Here is a 16514-nt window from a genome sequence, read left to right as displayed (position 1 = left end):
CGTTGTTTGCCACCTTTTGGTGGCTTTAATCCGCCCAGAGATCAACGGCGTAGGGCTTGCCGTGTGTACGGTGCGTACTCGTTGGGCGTTGCGCTCGCGCCGCCGAGTGGGCCGGGGCTGGCCTACCCAGGAGTGGATGTGTAATGTCCGGCTTGTCCAAAGTCCGCTGCTTGGCAGGCAGCGGGCGTACAAGACCAAGGCGTGTCGCGGTTCGACCGGTGCTGGCGCGTACCGGATCCGGCCGTGATGACGCTGGGGGGTGGCGCGGTCCGAGCACGTCTGAGGTGGACTTACCCGTGACCTGCCCTGCCGGGGAAATGCCCCCGGTTGAATCCGCAATCGCACCATCCGTGGCCGAGCTGGACCGGCCCTACAGCGAGCAGCGCTGGTCGCTGATGCTGCCCCACCGGGAGCGGCTGATCCACATCGCCCGCCGTCGGCTGCCCAGCAAGGCGGACGCCGAGGACTGCGTGCACGAGGCGTTCATCCGCGCCGCGGGCTTCCGTGATCTTGATGCGAACCGGGTTGGCCAGTTTCTGACCACCACGGTGCTGCGTCTGTGCGTCGACCATCACCGGGCCCGACAGCGGGCCGAGCGGGCCGTGGTCCGCGGCTACCTGCAGCCGTGGGAGCCGGCGCCGGACGACGCCGTGTGCGACCGGGCGGAGGCTCGCTGGCTGCTGTCCCGGGCGGGAACCCTGCGGGGCCGCGAGCGTCAGGTGATCATGGCTCGTGCCGCCGGGATGAGTACCCGGGAGGCCGCGGCCGACCTGGAGATCAGCCTCAAGGCCGCCGAGGGCGCCTTCACCCGCGGTCGCGCCCGGCTGATCTCCTTCTCCCGAAACTGACCAGCTCAGGCACGACCTCCGCCGGCAGGACGCCGACGGCGGCCGGAGCGGAACTCGCCGCCCCGGCCGGGAGGCTCACGACCGGTGACGGCTCCCGCGGGAGCCGTCGGCCCCGCCTGGCAGCGGGGACACCAGGTGGTACGCCGGCCTTCCTCGCCGATCCGGTCGGTGGTTCGGTCCGGGTCGGCGGTTCGGTTCGGGCCGGCAGGTCGGTGCGGGCCGGGCGAGCGAGCCTGGTCGGCCACGAGGATCCTGCCTGCGCACCGCCGGCAGGTCCGGCCGGCCCTGCCATAGACCCAGTGCTCCTCCCCGGGACGGGTGGAGCCCGTCGTGACCTGATGCCCGCCGTGGGCGCCGGCCTCGATCATCGCCTGGGCTCGACGCACGAGCCCGGCCAGGTCGGGTACGTCGCCCACGGGCGTCCACGGCGAGACACCGGCGAGGAAACACGCCTCGGTCCGCCAGATGTTGCCCAGGCCGGCGAGCAACCGCTGGTCGAGCAGCGCGGCGCCGATCGGCAGGTCAGGCCGCGTGCGCAGCCGGGCGACGGCGGCGGCCAGGTCCCAGTCGGGGCCGAGGACGTCCGGGCCCAGGTGACCGACCGCGTCCTGCTCCCGGCTCGTCGCCAGCAGCTCGACGGTGACCAGCCGGTAGCCGGTCGCTACGCGGGAGCTGGTGGTGAGGATCGCGCGGATCTGCCAGTCGGGACCGCCCGAGGCGGGCGCGCCCGGCCGGTGCAGATACCAGGCGCCCTCCATCCCGAAGTGGGTGTGCAGCGTCAGCCCGCCGTCGAACCTGGTCAGCAGATGTTTGCCGCGCGCCGCCACGGTGCTGATCCGCTGGCCGGACAGGTCGGCCGCAGCCAGCCGGGGCACGCGGAAGTCGCTGCCACGCAGCGTCTCGCCGGCGAGCGCGGCGTTCATGCGCCGGGCCGCCCGCCACACCGTGTCACCCTCCGGCATGGCCGTCCGCCCTCCCGGGCCTGCCCCGCGCGGCGTGCGTGGCGGTCTCGTGCGCCGTGGTGTCGTGCGTGGCGGTCTCGTGCGCGGTGGTGTCGTGGGCGGTGGTCTCGTGCGCGGGCAGCCGGCGCAGGGCCACGAGCGAGCCGAGCAGCCCGAGCAGGACGGTGAGCCCGAACGCGACCGCGAGGCCACCGTCCGGCGCGCCCGTCCGCGCCTGGCTCGCGGCGACCGCCACGCCGCTGACGCCGGCGCCGAACGCGGTGCCCAGATTGTCCGTCAGGGCGACCGCGGTGCTGGCCGCTCCCTGGCGGTGAGGCGGCGTCCGGGCCAGGACCAGCGTGACGATCGTCGAGTACGACATCCCGATGCCGAGCCCGGCGATGCCCCAACCGCCGATCGCCACCGGCAGCGGTACCCGGCCGGGCAGCAGGACGGTGGCGAAGACGGCCGTGCCGAGTGCGACCAGGCCGAGCCCCCAGCCGACCAGGGTGCGCTCCCGGACCCGTTTCGCCAGCCGGGCCTGCGTCCACGCACCCGCGGTCCAGCACAGCGTCGCGCTGGACACGGCGAGCCCGGCCGTCGTCGTCGACGCGTGCCGCACCGCGGTGATCGACAGTGGGACGAAGGTGTCCGCGCCGAAGAAAGCCCAGGTCAACAGGCCTCGGCACGCCACGGCGGCCGGCACGCCCGGGCGCAGCAGCAGGGTGCCGGCGGGCAGCAGGCGGCGCAGTGGGCCCAGGCCGCAGCCGATGCCGGCCGCGACGAGGGGCAGGCCGAGCAACGACCAGCTGGTCAGGCCGGCGAGGATGAGGCCCGCACCGGCACTCACCCGCACCGCGGCCACCACGGGCGCCCGCCCGCCCTCGCGGGGCGCGCCGGCAGCGTCCCTGGGGGCCCGGTCGGCATCGTCCTCGTCGGCATCGTCCCCGTGCAGCCAGCCGGCATTGTCCCCGGGGGCCGCGTCGGGGCCGGTCGCGGGAGGGCCGCCGGGAAGCGCACGCAGGGCCCGCAGCGGGATCAGGCCCGCGACGACCGTCAGCGGCAGCAGGCCGCCGAACACCCAGCGCCAGCCGACATGCGCGGCCACCAGCCCGGACAGCGCCGGACCGCCGAGCCCCGGCACGACCCAGGCCGAGGCGAGAAGCGCGAAGACCCGGGGGCGCAGCGCCGCGGGGTAGACGCGGCCGATCGTCGCGTAGGCGACGGCGGGGATCGCGCCGCCGCCGAGACCCTGCAGGCCACGCGCGGCGACGAGCACCGGCATCGTCGGCGCGACCGTGGCCAGGGCCAGCCCCGCGCCGAACAGCAGCAGTCCGGCGGCGAAGGGCCGAGCCGGGCCCACCCGGTCGGCATCCGACCCGGCGAGCACGATTCCGACCGTCGTGCCCAGGAAGAACGCGCTGGTGGTCCAGCCGTAGAGGCTGACACCGCGCAGCTGCGCGGCCACCTCGGGCAGGACCGTGACCACCGCCAGCGCCTCGAACGCGACCAGCGTGATGATCGTGACCAGGCCGATCGTCAGCGCCCGGATCCGCCGGTCGGTCAGCGTGCTGATCGGCGGATCCGGGCCCCCGACGGCCAGGACGCGGGCCTCGCCCGCCGCCGTCCGCGGACCCTGGCTCATGCCTGCAGCCGCAGGCCGCGGGGCGTGGGACGGAAGCCGGCCCGGGCGAGGGCCGCGCCGACCGCGCTCGACCCGACCGTCGCGCCGTCGGCCTTCTCGACGGTCAGCCGACCCAGCTGACCGTCGACGACCGCCGCCGCCAGCGCGTCCGCGGCGAGCCCGACGACGTGCTCGTCCCCGCTCCACGACAGCAGGGAGCGACCGCCGCGCTCGACGTAGAGGACCAGCTCGCCGCCGACGAGCACGACCAGCGCGCCCGCCTTGCGGCCCGGGCGGTGCCCGGCCGGGTCGGCTCCGGTTCCCGGCTGCGGGCGCGCCGGCCAGGGCAGCGCCGCCCCGAACGGGTTCGCCGGGTCCGTCGCGGCCAACACCACGGCCCCGGCCGGCCCGGCCCCGTCGCCGGTCCTGCCCCGCCGCGAGCCGTCCAGCGGCCCGGCGCCGGGACCAGAGCCGGCGCCGAAACCTGGTCCACCTCGTGGTTCGGCGCCCGGACCGGACCCGGCGACCGAGCCGGGCCGCTCGGCCCAGGCGGGCGTCGCGTGGGCGTCATGCTGGGCCGCGGCGACGGCGCGCAGCCGGTCGACGGCGCCGGGGACGGCGAACTGGGCGGCGCCGAGCGACTCGACGAAGTAACCGCGCCGGGCCCGCCCAGCGTCCTCGAACGCGCTCAGCACCCGGTAGACCGCCGCGAACCCGCCCGGGACGTGCTCGCTGGCCACCGCGCCGCGGGTCACGATGCCGTGCCGATCGAGCAGCGCCTCGGCCTGGGCGTGGCCGCGCCGCGTCGGGTCCTCGTCACGTTCGGGTAGCAGCGACCAGCGTCCGGCCGCGGTCGGCGGGCCGGTCCGGCGGGGCAGCACCGGCCGGCCGGGGCGGGACCGGGCCGATCGGGGCCGCGGGGTGCGCCGCCGCGCCGCGCCGCCGGTCGCGCCGAGCACGACCCGCAGCGGCGCGAGCGTGTCATTGGTGACCAGGCCCGCCCAGACCAGATCCCACAGGAGGGCGGTGAGCGCGGTGTCGTCGTGCGAGCCGACGCGGTCCGACAGCGTGCGGAAGAACAGCGCCGCTCCGTCGGCCAGCGCGTCCAGGACGGACAGATGGGCCGGTCCCGCGGCGGCGTCCGGATCGGGCGGGGGCAGCAGCAGGCCGGCCGCGTCGGCGGTGACCAGGGTGAGCCACCCGTCGCCGCCCGGCAGGCCGCCGGACCCGGCCCAGTGCACCTCGCCGGTCGAGCACAGCTCGTCGAGCATCGCGGGGGAGTAGTCGCCGACCCGCGCCGGCAGCACGAGCGCCTCCCAGGCGCTGGCCGGGATCAGCGCGCCCTGCAGCTGCTCGACCACCCGCAGCACGCCGTCCACCCCGCGGCCACGACCGCTGGTCACCCCCTGCCAGGCCGGCAGGAAGGCGCCGAGCGCGCGGGTCGGGGTGGGCTCGATCTCCCTGCGCAGGGCCGCGAGGCTACGCCGGCGCAGCATCCGCAGGACCTCGGCGTCGCAGAACTGGATGCCGGCGCGGTCGGGATGCAGCTCGCCGCGCACGAGCCGACCTCGCGCGACGAGCGCCTCCAGCACGCCGAGGACCACCGCGGTGCCGAGCCCCAGCCGCCGCGCCGGCTCCTCGGGGTCGAACGGGCCGTGGGTACGGGCGTACCGGGAGATCAGATCGCCGAGCGGATCGCGCACCGGCTCGGTGAAGGCGGCGGGCACGCCCACCGGCAGGGCCACGCCGAGCGCGTCGCGCAGCCGGCCGGCGTCCTCGACCGGCACCCACCGCTGCTGCCCGGCGATGCGCACCCGAAGGATCCGCCGCGCGTGTTCGAGCTCGGCGAGCCACGCCTCGGTGGCGCCGCGGGCGACGGCCTCCTCGGTGGTCAGGTCACCGACGATGCGCAGCAGGTCCGCGACCCCCTCGGCGTCGCGGGCGTGACGATCCGGGGCGAGGCGGGTGAGCTCCGCGCTGACCTGGGCCAGCGCCGCCGGGTCGAGCAGCTCGCGCAGGTCGGCCTCGCCGAGCAGCTCGGCGAGCAGGGAACTGTCCAGCGACAGCACCTGGGCGCGGCGCTCGGCCAGCGGCGCGTCCCCGTCGTAGAGGAAGGCGGCGACATAGCCGAACAGCAGCGCGGAGGCGAACGGCGACGGCGCCGGCGTCTCGACCTCGACGACCCGCAGCGAGCGGGCCGCGATCTCGCGCATCAGGCCGGCGAGCGACGGGGTGTCGAACACGTCCTGCAGGCACTCCCGCATCGTCTCCAGCACGATCGGGAAGTCGTCGAAGGCCGCCGCCACGGACAGCAGCTGGGCGCTGCGCTGGCGCTGCTGCCACAGCGGGGTGCGCCGGCCCGGCGTGCGCCGCGGCAGCAGCAGCGCCCGCCCGGCACACTCACGGAACCTGCTGGCGAACAGGGCACTGCCGCCGATCTCGGCCCGCACGATCGCGTCGACCTCGTCCGGCTCGAACACCGCGAGATCGGCGCCGGGCACCTCGGCCGCGTCCGGGATGCGCGCGACGATGCCGTCGTCGGTGTGCATGACCTGCACCTCTGTGCCGTAGCGGGCGCGCAGGCGGGCGCCGAGCGCGAGCGCCCACGGGGCGTTGACCGGCGCGCCGAACGGCGAGTGCACCGCGAGACGCCAGTCGCCGAGCTCGTCGCGGAAGCGTTCGACCACGAGGGTCCGGTCGTCGCTGAGGTGCCCGACGGCGCCGCGCTGCTCGTCGAGGTAGCGCAACAGGTTCGCGGTGGCCCAGGCGTCGAGCCCGGCGGCCCGCACCCGCTCGCCCGCCGCCGCCGCGTCGAGCCGGCCGAGCTCGCGCAGGAACGCGCCGAGCGCCCGGCCAAGCTCCGCGGGCCTCCCGGGGGCGTCACCGTGCCAGAACGGCAGCCGTCCCGGCCGCCCCGGCGCTGGGGTGACCAGCACCCGGTCGGCCGTGATCTCCTCGATCCGCCAGCTCGACGAGCCGAGCAGCACGACGTCGCCGACCCGCGACTCGTACACCATCTCCTCGTCGAGCTCGCCGACCCGGCTGGCCTTCTCCCCGACGAGGAACACGCCGAACATGCCGCGGTCGGGGATCGTGCCGCCGCTGGTCACCGCGAGCCGCTGCGCGCCGGGACGACCGCGCAGCGCCCCGGTCGCTCGGTCCCAGGTGATGCGGGGACGCAGCTCGGCGAAGGCGTCGGACGGGTAGCGGCCGGCCAGCATGTCGAGCACGCCCTCGAACACGGCCGCCGGCAGCGAGGCGAACGGGGCGGCGCGGCGGACCAGCGCGCCGAGGTCCAGGGCGTCCCAGTCCTCCATCGCCGTCATCGCCACCACCTGCTGGGCGAGCACGTCCAGCGGGTTGCGCGGATAGCGCAGGCCCTCGATCGTGCCGGCCCGCATCCGCTCGGCGACGACCGCGCATTCCAGCAGGTCGGCGCGGTGGCTCGGCAGCACCACGCCCAGGCTCGGCGCGTCCACCTGGTGCCCGGCGCGCCCCACCCGCTGCATGCCGGCGGCGACGCTCGGCGGCGACCCGATCTGTACGACCAGATCCACCGCGCCCATGTCGATGCCCAGCTCCAGGCTGGAGGTCGCCACCACGGCGGGCAGCCGGCCGGCCTTCAGATCCTCCTCGATGAGCTGGCGCTGTTCCCGGCTGACGCTGCCGTGATGCGCGCGGGCCACCTCCGGCCACGCCGGGTCGACGCGCCCCTGGCCGGCCTGGCCCATGGCGGCGGCCGGTGCCGTGCGCGCCGTGCCCCTCTGCGGCGCCGAGTCCCCGCCGTCTGCCTCGAGCAGCGCCGCCAGCCGGTCGGCGTGCAGCTCGTTCAGCCGGGCGCACAGCCGCTCGGCGAGCCGGCGGGAGTTCGCGAACACGATCGTGGACGAGTGCGCCAGCACCAGGCCGAGCACCCGCTCCTCGACCGCCGGCCAGATCGACGCCCTGGGGGTGACCGCCGCGGCGGAGCCGTCGGGGACGTCCTCGGCGCCGGGGCCGGCCAGGTTCGCCATGTCCTCGACCGGGACGACGACCTCCAGCTCCAGGGTCTTGGCCGCGGGCGGGCGCACCACGGTGACCGGGCGCGCACCCCCGAGGAAACGGGCGACCTCCTCGACCGGACGCACCGTCGCCGACAGCCCGACCCGTTGCGCGGGCGCGTCGAGCAGCGCGTCGAGACGCTCCAGGCTCACCGCCAGGTGGGCGCCGCGCTTGGTGCCGGCGACGGCGTGCACCTCGTCGACGATCACCGTGCGCACCCCGCGCAGCGCCTCCCGCGCGGCACTGGTGAGCAGCAGGAACAGCGACTCCGGCGTGGTGATCAGGACGTCGGGCGGTGTGCGGCCGATCTCGCGGCGCTGGGCGGCCGGGGTGTCTCCCGACCGGATGCCGACGGTGACCTCGGGCTGGGGAAGCCCGAGGCGCTGGGCCGCCCCCCGCATTCCCGCCAGCGGCGCCCGCAGGTTGCGCTCGACGTCCACCGCGAGCGCCTTGAGGGGGCTGATGTAGAGCACCCGGCAGCGGCGGGTGGGCTCGGTCGGCGGCTGCGAGCGGGCCAGCGCGTCCAGCGACCAGAGGAAGGCCGCCAGTGTCTTGCCCGATCCGGTGGGCGCGACGACCAGCGCGTTGCCTCCGCCGCGGATGGCCTGCCAGGCCCCGCGCTGGGCCGGCGTCGGCGCGGCGAAGGCCGCGCGGAACCACGCCCGCGTCGGCGCGGAGAACGGCGCGAGCGGATCGGCGGCCTGCTGGTCCGGCTGGTCGGCGGGGCTGTCGGTGGGCACGCAGACCAGTCTGCGTCGCCGCTGCGACAGTTTCCTCCGCTCGCCCGCTTCGTCCCACGCCCGCGCCCCGTGCCTCGGCCTGCTCGTCCCCGTCCTTCGGCCATCGCTGCGCCATGTCACCTCCCTCGCGTCGCGGGGGCTCGCGTCGTGGGGCCTCGCGTCGGTGGGGCGCGTTGGACTCGTCCTCGGCGGCGCGGTGCACACTGGCGGGGTGCGGTTGACCGAGTTCTGGGCAAGGATGAACAGCCAGTTCGGCGCCAGCTACGTGGAGTCGTTCGCGCGGGATCACGTGCTGGCCGGGCTCGGGGGAGCCACGGTGGAGGCGGCGCTGGCCCGGGGCGACGATGCCAAGGCCGTGTGGCGGGCGGTGTGTGAGGAGTTCGACGTGCCCGCGCGGGAGCGCTGAGCGCCCCACTCGGCGTGTCCTGTCGACCGTCGAACGCCTGTTCGGCTAGAGTTGTCCCCATGCGGCTACGTGTCCACAGATCAGCCCCGGCCCTCGAAACTGTCGGACCCACGGCCTAACGTCACCACCGTGGCCAAGAATCGACGACCTCAGCATGGAGTAACTCCAATGGCGGCAGGGCTCGACCGCGAGAAGGCGTTGGAGAACGCCCTCGCTCAGATCGACAAGGCGTTCGGCAAGGGCTCGGTCATGCGGTTGGGGGACGACTCCAGGCCGCCGATCGAGGCCATCCCCACCGGCTCGATCGCGCTCGACGTGGCGCTCGGCATCGGCGGGTACCCACGTGGGCGCATCATCGAGATCTACGGGCCGGAGTCATCCGGAAAGACGACCGTGGCGTTGCACGCCGTCGCGAACGCGCAGGCGGCCGGGGGTATCGCCGCGTTCATCGACGCCGAGCACGCGCTCGACCCGGAGTACGCGGGCAAGCTCGGGGTCGACACCGACAGTCTGCTCGTCTCCCAGCCGGACACCGGCGAACAGGCGCTGGAGATCGCGGACATGCTCGTGCGCTCCGGTGCGCTGAACATCATCGTCATCGACTCGGTCGCGGCCCTCGTCCCGCGCGCCGAGATCGAGGGTGAGATGGGCGACAGCCACGTCGGCCTGCAGGCCCGGCTGATGTCGCAGGCGCTGCGGAAGATGACGGCGGCGCTCGCGAATTCCGGCACGACCGCCATTTTCATCAACCAGCTGCGCGAGAAGATCGGCGTCATGTTCGGCTCGCCGGAGACCACCACCGGTGGAAAGGCACTGAAGTTCTACGCCTCCGTGCGCCTGGACGTGCGTCGTATCGAAACGCTCAAGGACGGCACGGAGGCTGTCGGTAACCGCACCCGGGTCAAGGTCGTGAAGAACAAGATGGCCCCGCCGTTCCGGACCGCCGAATTCGACATCGTCTACGGCGGCGGTATCAGCCGTGAGGGCTCCCTCATCGACATGGGGGTCGAGCACGGCATCATTCGCAAGTCCGGTGCCTGGTACACCTACGATGGCGACCAGCTCGGTCAGGGCAAGGAGAATGCCCGGTCGTTCCTGCGGGACAATCCCGACCTGGCCAACGAGATCGAGAAGAAGATCAAGGAGAAGCTGGGCGTCCTGCCTACTCTCGAGTCCGACGCCGTGGCGCCGGTCCCGGTCGATCTGTAGCCGATGCGGTCCGGTCGGCGTGATGCCGAGCGTCGCCCGGCCGAGGCTCCCGGTGCCGCCGGCGGGTCGGCGGCCGACCCGATCGAGGTCGCCCGCGAGATCTGTCTGCATCAGCTCGCCGCGAGGGCGCGCAGCCGAGCCGAGCTGGCCACGACTCTGCGGCGTCGTGGCGTCGCGGACGAGGTCGCGGAGGTGGTGCTCGATCGGTTGACCGCTGTCGGGCTCGTGGACGACAGTGCCTTCGCCGCTGCCTTCGTGTCGTCCGCGCGCGCCCAGCGCGGGCTGGGGCGGCAGGCCCTCGCCGCGGAGCTGCGCCGCCGTGGTGTGCAGCCCAAGGTCGTCGAGGAGGCCACCGCGGTCGTCGAGGAGTCGGACGAGGAGGAGACCGCCCGTGACCTCGTCCGTCGCCGGCTGGCGTCCATGGGGCGGCTGCCGGTCGAGGTGCGGGCACGGCGCCTGGTCGCGATGCTGGCCCGTCGGGGCTACTCGATCGAGCTCGCGGTCCGGGTCGTGTACGAGCTGGTCGGTGCGACCGACGACGGCGAGGACGAGCCGCCCGAGCTGGACGATCTCGACGGGTAGGGCGTGGCCGGCGGGTAGGGTGAGGGGGATTGCGCCTGCCGTCAATGTGACGAATTTCTTGACCAGGGAATGCGTCCGACCTATTCTTCCTGAAAGGTGACAGGATCCCGCGGTGACGCGGTGCAGATAGCTCGTCCAACTTCACACGGAGGCAGCCGCCGCGCGCGGATGCCCTGGTCGGTGTGTGTGGCAGGTGGTCTCCATTGCCGTCCTGTCCATCGTGCCGGCGTGGGCCTCGTAGCGCCATAGGCCCGTTCACCGCCGCTCTCCACGACTGTTTCGCGCCTGGTCGTGGGTCCTTCGCCGCTCCAAGTCCAGCCCGTTCCGCGGGCCTGGTGACCGCGGAAGGAGCAGCGATGGACAGCGTTCTGGTCATTCTCCTGTCACTCGTTCTCGTCGTGCTCGGCGCTCTTATCCTGATCGTGGCCCGGCTGGCGGGGGTGGACCGGCGTTCCCTGGTCGCGCTGCGCGCGCCGGCTCCGCGGCGGGCCCCGGGCCCCGTCATCGCCGCCGCGGCGGTCGCGACCGGCGGCGACGAGCCCGCGTTGGACGACGATGGCGAGCCCATGGTGCGGGTGCTGCCCGCCGGGACTGCGGGGGCGGCCCCGGCGGCCTCGGACGCTTCGACCGTCGTCGCGGATGCCGGCGGGGCTGAGGCCACGGCGTCCGCGCCGGAGGCGGTCACCGAGCCAGCGCGGGCGTCCGCGCCGGAGGCGGTCCACGAGCCGGATCCGGCGGCACCGGGGGAGGAGGTACGGGCGAAGGAGCGTCCAGGGGTCGCGGCGGAGGCCACGCAGGTGCTGGCCCGCGCCGAGCGGGAGGTGCGGGAGCGGCTCGCCCGGGCCGAGCGGGAGGCCGCCGCGGTCCGCCGTCGCGGCGAGGAGGAGGCCGCCGCGCTGCGCGATCGGGTGCTGGCGCAGGCCAGGGCCGAGGCGGCCCGGGTGGCGTCCGCGGCGCGGGAGGAGCTGGCCGCCGTTCGGGCGCAGGCCGCCGCGTCCCGGGCAGCCGTCGAGGATGATCAGCGGTCCAGGCGTGCTGAGCTGGCGCGCCGTGAGAGCGAGCTTGGCGCCCGGGAGCAGCGGGTCGAGCAGCGCGGCGCCGGGCTGGACGAACAGGCGACCGGACTGGCCGAACGGGAGCGGGAACTGCGGGAGCGGGAGGCCGAGATCGCGCGCCGGGCCGCGGCGGCGGGCGATCTGGAGGCCGCCCGCCAGGCGGCACTGGAGCGGATAGCCGACCTCACCGCGGCCGAGGCGCGCGCCGAGCTGGTCACGGCCATCGAGCACGACGCGAGACGCGAGGCCACGCTGCTGGTCCGCGAGATCGAGGCCCGCGCTGAGGAGGAGGGCGAGCAGCGGGCCCGCCGGATCGTGACCACGGCCATCCAGCGGGTCGCCTCCGAGCAGACCACCGAGTCCGTCGTGACCGTGCTGCACCTGCCGGGCGACGAGATGAAGGGGCGGATCATCGGCCGGGAGGGGCGCAACATCCGGGCCTTCGAGTCGGTCACCGGCGTGAACGTGCTCATCGATGATACGCCGGAGGCCGTGCTGCTCAGCTGCTTCGACCCGGTCCGGCGGGAGATCGGGCGGATCACGCTGGCCGCGCTGGTGTCCGACGGGCGCATCCATCCCCACCGCATCGAGGAGGAGTACGCCCGGGCGCAGGTCGAGGTCGAGGAGCGCTGCGTGCGGGCGGGCGAGGACGCCCTGGTCGAGACCGGGGTCTCCGAGATGCACCCGGAGCTCGTCACCCTGCTCGGCCGGCTGCGTTACCGGACCAGCTACGGCCAGAACGTCCTCGCGCACCTGATCGAGAGCGCGCATCTGGCCGGGATCATGGCCGCCGAACTGCGGATGGCGCTGCCGCTGGCGAAGCGGGCGGCGCTGTTGCACGATCTCGGCAAGGCCCTGACCCACGAGGTGGAGGGCTCGCACGCTCTCATCGGCGCCGACATGGCGCGCCGGCACGGGGAGAGCGAGGAGGTGGTGCACGCCATCGAGGCCCACCACAACGAGGTCGCCCCGCGGTCGCTGTGCGCCGTGCTCACCCAGGCCGCCGACCAGATATCCGGCGGCCGGCCGGGGGCTCGCCGCGACAGCCTGGAGTCGTACGTGAAGCGGCTCGAGCGCATCGAGCAGATCGCCGGCGACCGCCCGGGCGTCGACCGGGTGTTCGCCATGCAGGCCGGCCGCGAGGTGCGGGTCATGGTCGTCCCGGAGCAGGTCGACGACGCGGCCGCCCACCTGCTCGCCCGCGACGTCGCCCGCCAGATCGAGGACGAGCTCACCTACCCCGGCCAGATCCGGGTGACCGTCGTCCGCGAGACCCGCGCGGTCGGAATGGCCCGCTAGGCCCGTCAGGGCCCCAGGCCCGTCAGGTCAGGGCGGCGTCGGTGCCGTCCCGGTCTCCGCCGCCGTGGCCTCGGCCGCGCCCGGTGCGGCCCGTCCGTTGCCGAGGCGGCGGTTCTGCCGGCCCTCCAGCCAGTGCGCGAGAAACGACAGTGCGCCGTTCGTGGCTATGTACAGCACCGCGACGGCGGTGTAGACGGGCACCGCGTAGCGGCTGCCGAGGAACTCGACGGCCCCGCGCCCGGACCGCAGCAGCTCGCTGTAGGCGATCACGAAACCCAGCGAGGTGTCCTTCAGCAGGGTGACGAGCTGGCTCACCAGGGCCGGGCTCATCCGCCGCACCGCCTGGGGAAACAGGACGAGCCGGAAGGTCTGCCCCGGCCGCAGGCCCAGCGCGGCCGCCGCCTCCGACTGGCCTCGGTCGATCGATCCGATGCCCGCCCGGAAGATCTCGCTGAGCACCGCGCCGTTGTAGGCGGTCAGGCCGAGGACGACCGCCCAGAAGGCGGACAGCTTCCAGCCGAGGGCTGGCAGGCCCAGGTAGGCGAACAGCATCAGCATGAGGACCGGCACGCTGCGGAACAGCTCCACCAGGCCGGTCGCCGGAATTCGGACCACCCGCCTGGCCGACATCCGGCCCACCGCCAGCGCGATGCCGACCGCCACGGCGAAGGCCATCGCCGTGAGCGCCGCCCGCAGCGTGGCGAGCAGGCCGTGCCACAGCAGGGTGCGCAGGTCCGGGTGGTCGACGAACACGCTCCACAGCTCGCTGTCGAACTGGCCCCGGTGTGCCAGTCGCAGCGCCGCGAGCGTGACCAGGCCGGCCAGGGCCAGGATCGCGACGAAGCTGGCGATCAGAATTCGCCGCCGTCCCCGCGGCCCCGGCGGATCGGCGAGCACGATCGGTGTGCTGCTCACCGGATCGTCACCGCCCGCCGCTCGGCCAGCGCCAGCGCGCCCGCCAACGCCAGGGTGAGGATCAGGTAGCCGACCATGCCCCCGAGCAGCACGGCGATCACCGAGTCCGGGTTGGCCGTGGTCAGCCGCTGGACGACGCCGGTCAGCTCCTGGACGCCGAAGGCGGCCGCGATGGACGTGTTGCGGATCAGCGCGCTCAGCACACTGCCGAGGGGCTGGAGCACGTTGCGGAACGCCTGCGGCAGCACGATCAGCCGCAGGTTCTGCGAGAAGGTCAGCCCGAGCGCCCGGGCGGCCTCCGCCTGGCCGACGTCGACCCCGTTGATGCCCGACCGCACCGCCTCGCAGACGAGTGCCGCATGGTAGATCGACAGCGCGACCACCGCGAACACGAAGTACGAGAACACGACGCCGACCTGCGGCAGGACGAAGACGACGAAGAAGAACATGACGGTCAGTGGCGTATTGCGCACGGTCTGCACGTAAGCGGTGCCGAACCAGCGCAGCGGCGGGACGGGCGAGACCCGCATCGCCGCCAGCGCGGTGCCGACCAGGAGCGCCGCGACCGCGGCCAGCACGCTCAGCGCGACCGTGCGGCGGAAGCCTTCGGCGAAGATGTCGAGGTTGTCGAGAACGGCGTCGATCGCGGTGCTCCCTTGTCCGGGGTTACGGCCGCTGGGCACCGTCCAGGGCAACGGCTGCGCGGGGCCGGCGGCCGGGGCGTGCGGGCCGGACCCGACCCGCGCGCCCCTGGCCGGTCAGGAGGTGTAGCGGTCGACCGGCGGCGGCGTCGGCGTGTTCGGCACCACCTTGCCGACGGTGGAGGAGAACGCCTTCGCCCAACGGCCGTCCTTGTACGCGGCTTCCAGGGTGTCGTTGATGAACGTCCGGAAAGCGGTGTCACCCTTGTGGATACCGATGCCGTAAGGCTCGCGGGTGAACGTGCCACCGACCAGCTTGAAGGCCTCCGGGTCCTTGTCGATGATGCCGAGGAGGATCACGCTGTCGGTGGTGACCGCGTCCACCTGGCCGTTCTTCAGGGCGTCGGCGCACTTGCTATAGCCGTCGAACAACACCAGCTGCGCGGCGGGGGCCACCTTGCGGATGTTCTCGGCCGGGGTGGAACCGCTGACCGAACATACCTTCTTGCCGGCCAGCGAGTCCTTGCCGGTGATGGTCGTGTTGTTCTTCGCCACCATGATCGACTGCCCGGCGATGAAGTACGGCCCGGCGAAGTCGACAGCCTTCTTGCGCTTGTCGTTGATGGTGTATGTGGCCACCACCATGTCGACGCGGCCCTGCTGGATGAAAGGCTCGCGGTTGGCCGAGACGGTCTCAACGAAGTTCACGTGATCACGCGGGATTCCCAGCCCGTCTGTGATGATCTTGGCGATCTCGACGTCGAAGCCCTCGGGCTTGCCGCTGAGGTTCTTCAGACCGAAGTAGTTCTGGTCGAACTTCGTCCCAATGGTGATCTTTCCTGCGTCGTGTAGGCGGGCCATTGTCGTGCCCGGGGCGAAGCTCGCCGAGTCGCTGGGAGTCGCCGAGTCGCCGTCGTCGCTGCTGCCGCAGGCGGTCAGCCCCAGCGCGGCGAGCATCGCCACGCCGAGCATCAGCGCGCCCCCGCGCCGGCGCGCGTCGCGCCTGGCGCCGCTGCCGAGCCGGGTGCCGCCGGAACGCGCGGAGGGGACCGCCCGGCCGGCAGCCGCGGGCGAGTGGGGGCGAGCTCCGGCGGGCTGCAGCCGGCTGCGGGTAAACGGTACGCGCATGAACATTCCTCTCGGTGCGCTCCGCGTAAGGGGACCGGAGCACGGGTCGGATGACGGTGACGCTGTCCCGGTGGCGCCGATGGTGGTCTTGGTGGTTCCGCTGTTGTCGGTAGACGCGGCCCTGGCGCGGCCGGTGGTCCCGGGGATGAGGACGGATGTCGTGGCACGCCCCCGCCGGCGCGGATCGGTCCGGCCAGGCCGCGGTCGCGTCGGATCACCCGCCTGTGCTGGTGGGGCGTGCCGTGGGTGTGCCGCCCGGACCGTCGGCGCCTGCGCGGGCATGGTCAGTGCCGCAGGATCCGGGCCAGGAAGTCCCTGGCGCGATCCGTCTGGGGGGCGTCGAAAAAGGTGGCGGGCGGGGCGATCTCGAGAATCCGGCCGTCCGCCATGAAGGCGACCCGGTCCGCGGCGGAACGCGCGAAGCCCATTTCGTGCGTCACCACGATCATCGTCATTCCCGACGAGGCCAGCGAGCGCATCACGTCGAGGACCTCGGAAATCATCTCCGGGTCCAGTGCCGAGGTCGGCTCGTCGAAAAGCATCAGGACCGGATCCATGGCGAGCGCGCGGGCGATCGCGGCCCGCTGCTGCTGGCCGCCGGAAAGCTGTCGCGGCAGGCTGTCCGCCTTGTCCGCGATGCCCACGCGCTCCAGGAGTTCCCGAGCCCGGGCCTCGGCCGCCGCCCGTTTCTGCCCCAGTACCTTCACCGGACCCAGGGTCACATTGTCGAGGATCGTGCGATGGGCGAACAGGTTGAAGGACTGGAAGACCATGCCGACCCGGGATCGCATATGGGCGAGTTCCCGGCCTTCGGCCGGAATCGGTCTGTCCTCGAAGAGGATGCGTCCCTCGTCGATCGTCTCGAGCCGGTTGACGCAGCGGCACAGCGTCGACTTGCCCGAGCCGGACGGCCCGATGACGACGACCACCTCGCCCGCGTCGACGGCGAGGTCGATCTCGGTGAGTACTCGATGGTCGCCGAAGGACTTGCTGACACCTTCAAGGGTCACCAGGGGCACGCCGACCTCCGACACGATCGCGAAACAGCGGGGCGATGGGCCGATCATTCCGGCGGAGCGGCGCCG

12 protein-coding genes are annotated in these 16514 nt (G+C 73.7%); 5 read left to right on the top strand and 7 right to left on the bottom strand.

The genetic code is table 11. The annotated features are described in order from the left end of the window. Positions 1-350: 350 nt before the first annotated feature. The gene (locus C1A33_RS17960; protein WP_243407683.1) at positions 351-848 is read left to right on the top strand and encodes an RNA polymerase sigma factor; all 498 of its coding nucleotides are present in this window, start codon (positions 351-353) and stop codon (positions 846-848) included. Positions 849-853: 5 nt separating this feature from the next. Here the strand turns inward: C1A33_RS17960 and C1A33_RS17955 are convergent, their stop codons facing one another. The 3 genes from C1A33_RS17955 to C1A33_RS17945 are packed head-to-tail and all read right to left on the bottom strand — an operon-like array spanning position 854 to position 8194. Further along, complete coding sequence (locus tag C1A33_RS17955; protein WP_101832622.1) at positions 854-1810, bottom strand: DNA-formamidopyrimidine glycosylase family protein; 957 nt, start codon at positions 1808-1810, stop codon at positions 854-856. Further along, positions 1797-3434, bottom strand: coding sequence for an MFS transporter (locus C1A33_RS17950; protein WP_101832621.1), 1638 nt, complete (start codon positions 3432-3434; stop codon positions 1797-1799). Before C1A33_RS17950 ends, C1A33_RS17955 begins: the two co-directional genes overlap by 14 nt. Further along, complete coding sequence (locus tag C1A33_RS17945; RefSeq protein ID WP_101832620.1) at positions 3431-8194, bottom strand: ATP-dependent helicase; 4764 nt, start codon at positions 8192-8194, stop codon at positions 3431-3433. Before C1A33_RS17945 ends, C1A33_RS17950 begins: the two co-directional genes overlap by 4 nt. Positions 8195-8405: 211 nt before the next feature. On the opposite strand from C1A33_RS17945, the gene C1A33_RS17940 reads away from it, so the two are divergent. The 4 genes from C1A33_RS17940 (at position 8406) to rny (ending at position 12745) form a co-directional block, all read left to right on the top strand. Beyond that, positions 8406-8600 (top strand): DUF3046 domain-containing protein, encoded by a 195-nt coding sequence (locus C1A33_RS17940; RefSeq protein WP_101832658.1) that lies wholly within the window; start codon positions 8406-8408, stop codon positions 8598-8600. Between the two features lie 168 nt (positions 8601-8768). Then, positions 8769-9809, top strand: coding sequence for a recombinase RecA (recA, locus tag C1A33_RS17935; RefSeq protein ID WP_101832619.1), 1041 nt, complete (start codon positions 8769-8771; stop codon positions 9807-9809). A 3-nt stretch (positions 9810-9812) separates the two neighbouring features. Continuing rightward, positions 9813-10391, top strand: a complete 579-nt coding sequence (recX, locus tag C1A33_RS17930; RefSeq protein WP_101832618.1) for a recombination regulator RecX — start codon at positions 9813-9815, stop codon at positions 10389-10391. Between the two features lie 356 nt (positions 10392-10747). Further along, positions 10748-12745, top strand: a complete 1998-nt coding sequence (gene rny / locus C1A33_RS17925; protein ID WP_101832617.1) for a ribonuclease Y — start codon at positions 10748-10750, stop codon at positions 12743-12745. A gap of 27 nt (positions 12746-12772) precedes the next feature. On the opposite strand, the gene C1A33_RS17920 is transcribed toward rny, so the two are convergent. The 4 genes from C1A33_RS17920 to C1A33_RS17905 form a co-directional block, all read right to left on the bottom strand. After that, the gene (locus tag C1A33_RS17920) at positions 12773-13660 is read right to left on the bottom strand and encodes an amino acid ABC transporter permease (RefSeq protein WP_101832616.1); all 888 of its coding nucleotides are present in this window, start codon (positions 13658-13660) and stop codon (positions 12773-12775) included. Continuing rightward, the gene (locus C1A33_RS17915) at positions 13657-14277 is read right to left on the bottom strand and encodes an amino acid ABC transporter permease (protein ID WP_243407692.1); all 621 of its coding nucleotides are present in this window, start codon (positions 14275-14277) and stop codon (positions 13657-13659) included. The genes C1A33_RS17920 and C1A33_RS17915 overlap by 4 nt, the downstream gene beginning before the upstream one ends. Before the next feature lie 141 nt (positions 14278-14418). Then, the gene (locus C1A33_RS17910; RefSeq protein WP_165818451.1) at positions 14419-15429 is read right to left on the bottom strand and encodes a glutamate ABC transporter substrate-binding protein; all 1011 of its coding nucleotides are present in this window, start codon (positions 15427-15429) and stop codon (positions 14419-14421) included. A gap of 284 nt (positions 15430-15713) precedes the next feature. Then, entirely contained in the window at positions 15714-16448 is a 735-nt protein-coding gene (locus tag C1A33_RS17905) for an amino acid ABC transporter ATP-binding protein (RefSeq protein ID WP_101832655.1), read from the bottom strand. Positions 16449-16514: the final 66 nt, after the last annotated feature.

Origin of the sequence: Frankia canadensis (assembly GCF_900197875.1) — a bacterium.
GTDB classification, from domain to species: domain Bacteria; phylum Actinomycetota; class Actinomycetes; order Frankiales; family Frankiaceae; genus Frankia; species Frankia canadensis.
The sequence above is the reverse complement of the archived record's forward strand: the minus strand, read 5'-3'. Positions and strand labels throughout refer to the sequence as shown.

What these genes read in the sequence shown, in the direction of transcription:
- C1A33_RS17955 (WP_101832622.1), bottom strand. Translation starts at nt 1,810, where the DNA reads ATGCCGGAGGGTGACACGGTGTGGCGGGCGGCCCGGCGCATGAACGCC.
- rny (WP_101832617.1), top strand. Translation starts at nt 10,748, where the DNA reads ATGGACAGCGTTCTGGTCATTCTCCTGTCACTCGTTCTCGTCGTGCTC.
- recX (WP_101832618.1), top strand. Translation starts at nt 9,813, where the DNA reads ATGCGGTCCGGTCGGCGTGATGCCGAGCGTCGCCCGGCCGAGGCTCCC.
- C1A33_RS17910 (WP_165818451.1), bottom strand. Translation starts at nt 15,429, where the DNA reads ATGCGCGTACCGTTTACCCGCAGCCGGCTGCAGCCCGCCGGAGCTCGC.
- recA (WP_101832619.1), top strand. Translation starts at nt 8,769, where the DNA reads ATGGCGGCAGGGCTCGACCGCGAGAAGGCGTTGGAGAACGCCCTCGCT.
- C1A33_RS17950 (WP_101832621.1), bottom strand. Translation starts at nt 3,434, where the DNA reads ATGAGCCAGGGTCCGCGGACGGCGGCGGGCGAGGCCCGCGTCCTGGCC.